At 71.0% G+C, this 8106-nt stretch carries 6 protein-coding genes; 3 read left to right on the forward strand and 3 right to left on the reverse strand.

Annotation, left to right across the window (positions count from 1 at the left end; genetic code table 11):
• Positions 1-67 precede the first annotated feature (67 nt).
• The gene (locus tag VF647_17020) at positions 68-1045 is read right to left on the reverse strand and encodes a TIGR03885 family FMN-dependent LLM class oxidoreductase (protein HEX8453807.1); all 978 of its coding nucleotides are present in this window, start codon (positions 1043-1045) and stop codon (positions 68-70) included.
• Positions 1046-1188: 143 nt separating this feature from the next.
• Positions 1189-2067, reverse strand: a complete 879-nt coding sequence (locus tag VF647_17025; protein HEX8453808.1) for an SDR family oxidoreductase — start codon at positions 2065-2067, stop codon at positions 1189-1191.
• Positions 2068-2350: 283 nt separating this feature from the next.
• Here VF647_17025 and VF647_17030 point away from each other — a divergent pair, with 283 nt between their 5' ends.
• Both VF647_17030 and VF647_17035 read left to right on the forward strand, forming a co-directional pair.
• Positions 2351-3142 (forward strand): MBL fold metallo-hydrolase, encoded by a 792-nt coding sequence (locus tag VF647_17030; GenBank protein ID HEX8453809.1) that lies wholly within the window; start codon positions 2351-2353, stop codon positions 3140-3142.
• Positions 3139-4728, forward strand: a complete 1590-nt coding sequence (locus tag VF647_17035) for a M28 family peptidase (protein ID HEX8453810.1) — start codon at positions 3139-3141, stop codon at positions 4726-4728. Before VF647_17030 ends, VF647_17035 begins: the two co-directional genes overlap by 4 nt.
• 457 nt (positions 4729-5185) lie before the next feature.
• Here the strand turns inward: VF647_17035 and mrdA are convergent, their stop codons facing one another.
• On the reverse strand, positions 5186-7030 hold the full coding sequence (gene mrdA / locus VF647_17040) for a penicillin-binding protein 2 (protein ID HEX8453811.1): 1845 nt from the start codon (positions 7028-7030) through the stop codon (positions 5186-5188).
• Between the two features lie 370 nt (positions 7031-7400).
• On the opposite strand from mrdA, the gene VF647_17045 reads away from it, so the two are divergent.
• On the forward strand, positions 7401-8106 hold a 706-nt coding region (locus tag VF647_17045), incomplete at its 3' end, for a hypothetical protein (protein ID HEX8453812.1).

Below are 8106 nucleotides of genomic sequence, written 5' to 3' on the forward strand. Positions count from 1 at the left end.
GTGGAGAACGGTTGCGCTCCCCGGCTGCCTCCACGCACTAACGCACTAACGCACTCACGCACTCCCCTCACGCGGTCGCCCGCTTCAGCTCCGGCAGCACGCGCTCGCCGAAGACGTCGATGAAGTGCTCCTGGTTCTCGCGCGGGATGGAGTGGAGGTTGATCTCCTCGAAGCCCATCTCCACGTCGCTGAGCAGCCAGTCGAGGTGCTGCTCGACGCTGGAGGAGCAGCGGATCTTGCGGGCGATGTCGTCGGGGCGCACGAACTCGGCGGCGGCTTCGAACTCGGAGGGGAGGCGGAGCTGCGCCAGGACGGAGCTGGGGAACTGGAGGTGCTTCCACTGCGCGTGCGCCGCGCGGACGGCCTCCGCGTCCGAGCGGTGGAAGGAGAGCTGCGCCTGCAGGTAGATCGGCTTCCCCTCTCCGCCGCCGCGGCGGAAGCCGTCGATGGTTTTGCGCATCTCGCTTCGCTCGCCGACGGTGGTGATCAGCCCGTCCGCCCACGAGCCCATCCACTCCGCCGTCTCGGGGGTGAGCGCGGCGCCGACGATTTTGGGGGGCGTCTCGGGGCGCGTGTAGAGCTTCGCCTCCTCCACGGTGATGAGGCCGTGGTGCGTCACCGTCTCGCCGGCCCAGAGGGCGCGGATGATGTCGCACGCTTCGCGGAGGCGCGCGTTGCGCTCAGCCTTGTGGGGCCACCGCTCGCCCGTGATGTGCTCGTTGAGGAGCTCGCCGCTCCCGGGAGCGATCCAGAAGCGCCCGGGGTACATCTCCGCCAGCGTGGCCGCGGCCTGCGCGATGATGGCCGGATGGTAGCGCCACCCGCCCGGAACGGTCACCACGCCGAAGGGGAGCGAGGTGGCCTGCATCGCCGCGCCCAGCCAGCTCCACGCGAACCCGCTCTCCCCCTGCGATTCGCCCCAGGGAAAGAAGTGGTCGGAGCACATCGCGCTCTGGAAACCCGCCCTCTCCGCCCGCTGCACGAGCTGCAGAAGGCGGCTGGGGGGGTACTGCTCGTGGGAACAATGGTAGCCGATGCGGGCCAAGGCCGGGCTCCGGTGGGGGGAAAAGGAGTGCTAAGTCCTAAGTGCTGAGTGCTGAACAGAAGTGCGTGAGTGCGTTAGTGCGTGAGTGCGTTTTACTTAGCACTTAGGACTTAGCACTTAGCACTTCCGTTCAGCACTTCCGTTTATCTGCTCGGCGTCTTGCCCGTCGGCGCCAACACCTCGGCGGAGAAGTACCGCGCGTCCGCGGAGGCCAGGAACACGTACGACGTGGCGATCTCAATGGGCTGCGCGGGGCGGCCCCAGTACGTGTCCTTGCCGAACTGCTTCACCTGGTCCATCGGCATGGTCGATGGGATCAGGGGGGTCCAGACGGGGCCCGGCGCCACGCAGTTGACGCGGATGCCGCGGTCCTTGACGTTCTCGGCCAGGGCGCGGGTGAAGGTGTGGATGGCGCCCTTGGTGGCCGAGTAGTCCACCAGGATCGGGTTGCCCTCGAACGCCGTCACCGAGCCGGTGTTGAGGATGACGCTGCCCTCCTTCATGTGGCGCAGCGACGAGCGCGCCATGTAGATGTAGCCGTAGATGTTGGTGCGAAACGTCCGGTCGAGCTGCTCGTCCGTGATGTCCTCGATGCCGTCCTGCGACATCTGGTAGGCGGCGTTGTTCACCAGGATGTCCAGCCGTCCGAACTCCGTCACCGCGCGCGCTACGAAGGCATCGCACTCCTTCGATTCGCGCACGTCGAACTGGTAGGTGATGCAGCGCCGCCCCGCCTTCTCCACCCAGCGCCGCGTCTCCTGCGCATCCTTTTCCTCCTCGTCGCCCAGGTAGCCGATCGCCACGTCCGCGCCCTCGCGCGCGAAGGCGATGGCGACCGCGCGCCCGATGCCGCTGTCGCCGCCGGTGATGATGGCCGCGAGCCCCTCCAGCTTGCCGCACCCCTCGTAGCTTTCCTCGCCGTGATCCGGCGGCGGGTCCATCGCGGCCTCGGTGCCGGGCGGGTCCTGCTCGGGGGTGCCCTTGCCGGGGCCGGGGCCGTTCATCGGATTGCGGTCCAGCATCGCAAGTCTCTCCGCGTACGCGAGTTAGGATGGCGGTCGGGAGGCGGCGCGGTATGCAGGACGCGTACCTTGCATGGGAACAGCGGTTTCACAGGCAGAGCCGCGGAGGGGTGGGGAAAGTACCGCGAAGGGATTTTCTCTGTGTCTTGAGGTGAGGCCCGGGGTTTGCCGCTGGGGTCCGCCTCACCTCGACTCGATGCCGAATGCCCAAACCAACGCTGTACGACGTGACGCGCCCCGTCCGCTCCGTGATGCCGCCGGTGCGCGCGGTGCCGAGGAGCCCGTGATACGGACGCTGCTCGTCCCCAACCCGTCGCCCATGACGCTGGACGGGACGCGCACGTTCATCGTCGGGCGCGTGGTGATCGATCCCGGTCCCGACGATGCGGCGCACCTGGACGCCATCGAACGCGCGCTGGATGGCGCCGCGCCGGCCGCCATCCTCCTCACCCATGCACACACCGACCACTCCGCCGCCGCCCTCCCGCTCGCGCGGCGCACCGGCGCGCCCGTGATGATGTCGCGCGGCGCCCTCCACTCGCCGCTTCGCGACGCCGACGTGGCGCGGTGGCTGGCGGATGAGGACGAGGTGGAGGCGGAGGGCGGAACGCTGCGCGCCATCGCCACGCCCGGGCACGCGCCGGAGCACCTGGCCTTCCTCTGGAACGGGGACACACTCTTCGCGGGCGACGCCTTCATGGGCGGGAGCGATACCACCCTCGTCGCGCCGCCGGAGGGCGACCTGGCGGCGTACATGAAGATGCTGGACCGGGTGGGCGAGCTCGCGCCCTCCGTCATCCTCCCCGCGCACGGCCCGCCGATCGATGACCCGGCCGCGGCGGTGGAGCGCTACCGGGCGCACCGGCTGCAGCGCATCGAGCAGGTGGTGCGTGCGTTGCGTGCCTCCGGCCCCGCGCGCCCCGCGGAGATCCTGGACGCGGTGTACGGCGCCGCGCTCCACCCCGGCCTGCGGGTGGCCGCCGAGGGGTCGCTGCACGCCATCCTCGCCTACCTGCGCGCCGCGGACCGCGTCCGCGAACTGCCGGGCGACACCTACACACTGACGGATCGATGAACGACACCGCCCTCGCCGCCGCGCTGGATCGCATCCGCCCGGAGACGATCGACGCGCACCTGCGCTTCCTCTCGCACCGTCTGCTGGAGGGGCGCGCTCCCGGCACGCGCGGCGGCACCCTGGCGATGGAGTACATCCGCGCGCAGTTCCAGCGCATCGGCCTGCAACCCGTCGCCGGCTCGCACCTCCAGACGGTGCCGATGATCGGGATGAACCCGCACCCCACCCTCGCCTTCCACCACGCGGAGGGCGGCACGGACACGCCCGCCTTCGAAGACGAGTTCGTGCTGGAGGCAGGGGTGCCGCGGGAGGATGTGAGCGTGGATGCGGAGGTGGTGTACGTCGGCTACGGCATCCACGCGCCCGAGCACGATTGGGACGACTACAAGGGTGTGGACGTGCGCGGCAAGGTGCTGCTGATGCGCGTCAACGATCCGGGGAACGAGGAGACGCCGGGGTTCTTTGGCGGCAAGGCGCTCACCTACTACGGGCGCTGGACGTACAAGTACGAGGAAGCCGCCCGTCGTGGTGCAGCCGGCGCGCTCCTGATCCACACGGACGAGTCCGCCGGCTACGGCTGGAACGTGGTGCGCACCTCCAACACGGGCGAGCAGTTCGACATCGCGGGCGATCCCGAGTTCCCCCTCCCCGTGCGCGGCTGGCTCTCGTGGAAGACGGCGGAGCGTGTGATGGCCGCCGCCGGGCACGCGCTGCCGGGGCTGATCGAAGCCTCCGAATCGCGCGGCTTCCGCCCCGTCTCCACCGGGATCCGCGCCCGTGCGCACGTGCGCAGCGATGTCCACGAGGTGCACACCGCCAACGTCGTTGGCCTGCTGCCTGGCGGCGATCCGGCGCGCGAGAACGAGCCCGTCCTCCTCACCTCGCACTACGACCATCTGGGCACGCGGCTCGGCGAGCACGGCGCGACGCTGGTGTACCACGGCGCGTACGACAACGCCAGCGGGGTGGCGCTCCTCCTCACCATCGCCGAGGCGGCCGCGGCGATGCCCGAGCGCCTCTCCCGCCCGCTCCTCTTCATCGCCACGACGGCGGAGGAGTCGGGGCTGCTGGGCGCCGAGTGGTACGCGCGCCACCCCCTGTTCCCGCTCTCCACCACGGCGGCGGCGCTGAACATGGACGGCGCCAACCTGCACGGCCGCACGGAGGACATCGCCCCGCTCGGCGCCGACCGCTCCGCCCTGGGCGACATCGCGCAGCGCGCCGCCGAGGCCGAGGGGATGCGCCTGGCCCCCGACGCGCACCCGGAGCAGGGGATGTTCTTTCGCCAGGACCACTTCCCCCTGGCCCGCGCCGGCGTCCCCGCCCTGGCGATGGACCACGGCCTCGCCTACGAGGGCCGCCCCGAGGGCTGGGGACACCGGGTGCTGGAGGAGTTCATCCGCGAGCACTACCACCAGCCCTCCGACGCCTACCGCGACGACTTCGACTACGGCGGCGCCGTGCAGCAGGCCCGCGTCATCCTCCGCACCGCCGCCGAGTGCGCCTCGATGGACGAGCTGCCGCAGTGGAATGACGGGGTGGAGTTCAGGCGGGCCCTCACCCCCCCGACCCCCCTCTCCCGATAACAGGAGAGGCTGGCGCCTCTGTTATCGAGAGAGGGGGGAGGTTTGACGGGGGGGCTGGCACGCCCTGTCCGACGCCCGCGCACAGATTCCGTAGGGGCGCGATTCATCGCGCCCGCCCTCCGCGTTCCTCGAACCTCGTGTAACGCAATGAGATCCCGTAGGGGCAGACCTGCGTGTCTGCCCTCCCTCGCCGCGCACCACGATCCCCGCCCCTGCGCACAGATCCCGTAGGGGCCGCCCCACGTGGCTGCCCGTGCTCGCCCCCACGGCGATCCTGGTGACGCGGGCCGACTGCACGCGAAGTCCTCTCTCTGCGTCTCCGCGCCTCCGCGTGAGCCCCCGCCGTCACGACGCCACGCACCGCACGCCCCGCGCACCGGCACACGCAAACCGCCCCTCCCCCAGGCAGTTTTGGGGGAGGGGCCGCGAGGAACGAGCGGGGGAGGGGGCCCTGCCCCTACTCCGGCCGCGGTCCCGGCGCCGTGTCGCGGATCGCCGGCTGCGGCGAGGTGTCCAGCAGCGCACCCACGCGCGCCGTCTCCGCGGCGATCAGGCGGGGCGTGGGGAAGCCGTGCTTCTTGTTCAGGTAGTAGTTGGCGATGGCGGCCGCGGTAGGCCCGGCGCCGCTGCCGCCGTGCTCACCGAACTCCACCAGCACGGCCACCACGATCTCAGGCTCCCCCCCGCGCGGCCCCGCGTACCCCGTGAACCAGGCGTGCGGCTTCTTGGGATCGGCGGAGTTCTGCGCCGTCCCCGTCTTGCCGGAGAACTTCCAGCGGGCCAGCCCCACGGTGCGCCCCGTCCCTTCCTCCACCACGCGGTCCAGCCCCAGCCGCACCGCCGCCAGCGTCGAAGGCTTCACGCGCAGGTCCGTCTCCACCGGCGGCTGGGCGCCCATGCGCAGGTGCGGGGCGCGCGACGTGCCGTTCCCCGCGATGGCGGAGAAGAAGGCTGCCATGCGCAGCGGCGTCTGCGCGTTGGGGCCCTGGCCGATGGCCACGTTCATCACCTCGCTGAGCGGCGCGCGCCATCCGAAGCGCTTCACGTACCACTGGCGCCCCGTGGGAAAGGTGCCCGAGGCCTCGCCCGGCAGGTCCACACCGGTGCGGCGGCCGAAGCCCAGGCGTGTCCCTTCCTCCGCCAGCGTCTGCAGCGACAGCGCGATGCCGAGCTGGTAGAAGTAGACGTTGCAGGAGTTGGCGATGGCCTGGATCATGTTCTGCGGGCCGTGCCCCTCGCGCCGGTCGCAGCGGGAGTAGCGGCCGGCGTACCACATCCCGCCGGAGCAGGCGATTGGCATCGGCTTCTCGGGGGTAATCACGCCCCGCTCCAGCCCCAGCATGGCCGTCACCAGCTTCCAGGTGGAAGCCGGCGGGTAGGTGCCCTTGGCGGCGCGGTTGATGAGGGGGCGCCCCGGATCGGTGTTGAGGTGGCTCCACACGCTCCGCGAGATGCCGCCCACCAGCAGGTTGGGGTCGTACGTCGGCGCGGAGTACATCGCCAGGATCTCGCCCGTGGAGGGCACCATCGCCACCACGGCGCCGCGCTTCCCCTCGGGAAAGACCTGGTGGGCGAAGCGCTGCAGGTCCAGGTCGATGGTCAGCTTGACGTCGCCGCCGGGGGTGGGCGCCTGCGACAGCTGCTGCGCGAAGGGGCGCACGAGCTGCCCGCGCGAGTTCACCTCCACGTAGCGCGACCCCGGCTTGCCGGCCAGCGCGCGCTCGTACGACCGCTCCACCCCGCTCTTGCCGATGTGCTGCCCGCTGCGGAAGCCCACCCACTGCGGATCGTCCAGCTCTCGGTCGCTGATCTCGGCCACCCAACCCACCAGGTGCGCCACGGCGGCGCCGGCGGGGTAGCGGCGGATGGGACGCGCCTCCATCAGCACGCCCGGGGGACGCTTCCCGCGCTCCTCCAGCCGCGACACCTGCTCGAAGGTCAGGTTCGAGAGCACCGGCACCGGCTCCGTGCGGATGCCGCGCGAGCGCTCCACCACCTCTTCCATCAGCGCCGAATCCAGCCCCACGATGCCGGCCACGCGGTGCAGGCGCGCGCGGATCGAGTCCGGCGGGCCGGGCTCCACCGAGAGGGTGTAGCCCGCCACCGTCTCGGCGATCACCTTGCCGTTGCGGTCGGTGATGGTGCCGCGCGGCGCGGGGATGGGGATGATGCGGAAGCGGTTGTCGTCCGCCTCCAGCTCGAACTCGCTGTTGCGGAGGATCTGCGTGCGAAAGAACGCCGCGCCCAGCGAGCCCAGCATGAGCGCGACTCCCACTACGCCCTTGAACGCGCGCTTGCGCATGGCGTGGGGGTGAAACGGGCTCTGCGGTACCAGGGAGCGCTCTACGAAAGGCATGGAGAGGCGCGCGGGGAAAGGCGTGCGGGGTGGTGAGGGGATAAAGCTATATGCGCGAATGCGTTTGCGCCACCCGTCCGGGATCATTCCGGTGAAAGTGGCCGCGCAAGCCTTGCGTGCGTGCCCGCGCGGCTTACATTGCGGCGCTCCCGACACGCGCCCGCGTCCGCGTTCCGCCTATGAAGGCGGCACGCAAATTGACGTGCGTCAGGCGTGAAGCCCCACAGCAGCGCGGCGGCCTCCAGTACTCTCTGCCGGGCGCACTCGCCCCCGGCGCCCCCGCGTCATTCTCGAATCAACGTTTCAGAGCGACAGAATGAGTCTTTCCGCACAGCCCGGCACCGCGGCGCTGCCCGACGCGCCCGCGCCGGCCACCGCCGACGCGACCGGTATTCTCGAGATCCTTCCCAGCGGCAGTGGTTTCCTCCGCAGCTCCCACAACGGCTACCAGGCGTCCGACGGCGACACCTTCGTGTCGCAGGGGCTGATCCGCCGCTTCGGCCTGCGCACCGGCGACCGGGTGGAGGGGACGATCGGCACACCTCCCGGGCGCGGCAAGAGCCCGCCGCTGGACTCGGTGCTCAGCGTCAACGGCCTGGACCCGGCGCACGCCCGCTCCCGCGCCGACTTCCAGTCGCTCCCCGCCACCTACCCCGACGAGCGCCTGACGCTGGAGTGCGAGTCGCAGCGGCTGCGCGGGCGGCGCGACTTCACCAACCGCATCATCGACCTGATCTCGCCGCTCGGCAAGGGGCAGCGCGCCCTGATCGTGGCGCCGGCCAAGGCGGGCAAGACCACGGTGCTGCAGGCCATCATGGAGGGCGTCTCCACCAACTACCCCGACGCGCTCCTCCTCTGCCTCCTGGTGGACGAGCGCCCCGAGGAAGTGACGGAGATGGAGATGCTGGGGCGCGGCGAGGTGATCGCGTCCTCCTTCGACTGCCCGGCCGAGCGCCACGTGGCCGTCGCGGAGATGGTGCTGGAGCACGCCCGGCGGCAGGTGGAGAGCGGGCGCGACGTGG

Origin of the sequence: Longimicrobium sp., from assembly GCA_036387335.1 — a bacterium.
Classification (GTDB): Bacteria; Gemmatimonadota; Gemmatimonadetes; order Longimicrobiales; family Longimicrobiaceae; genus Longimicrobium.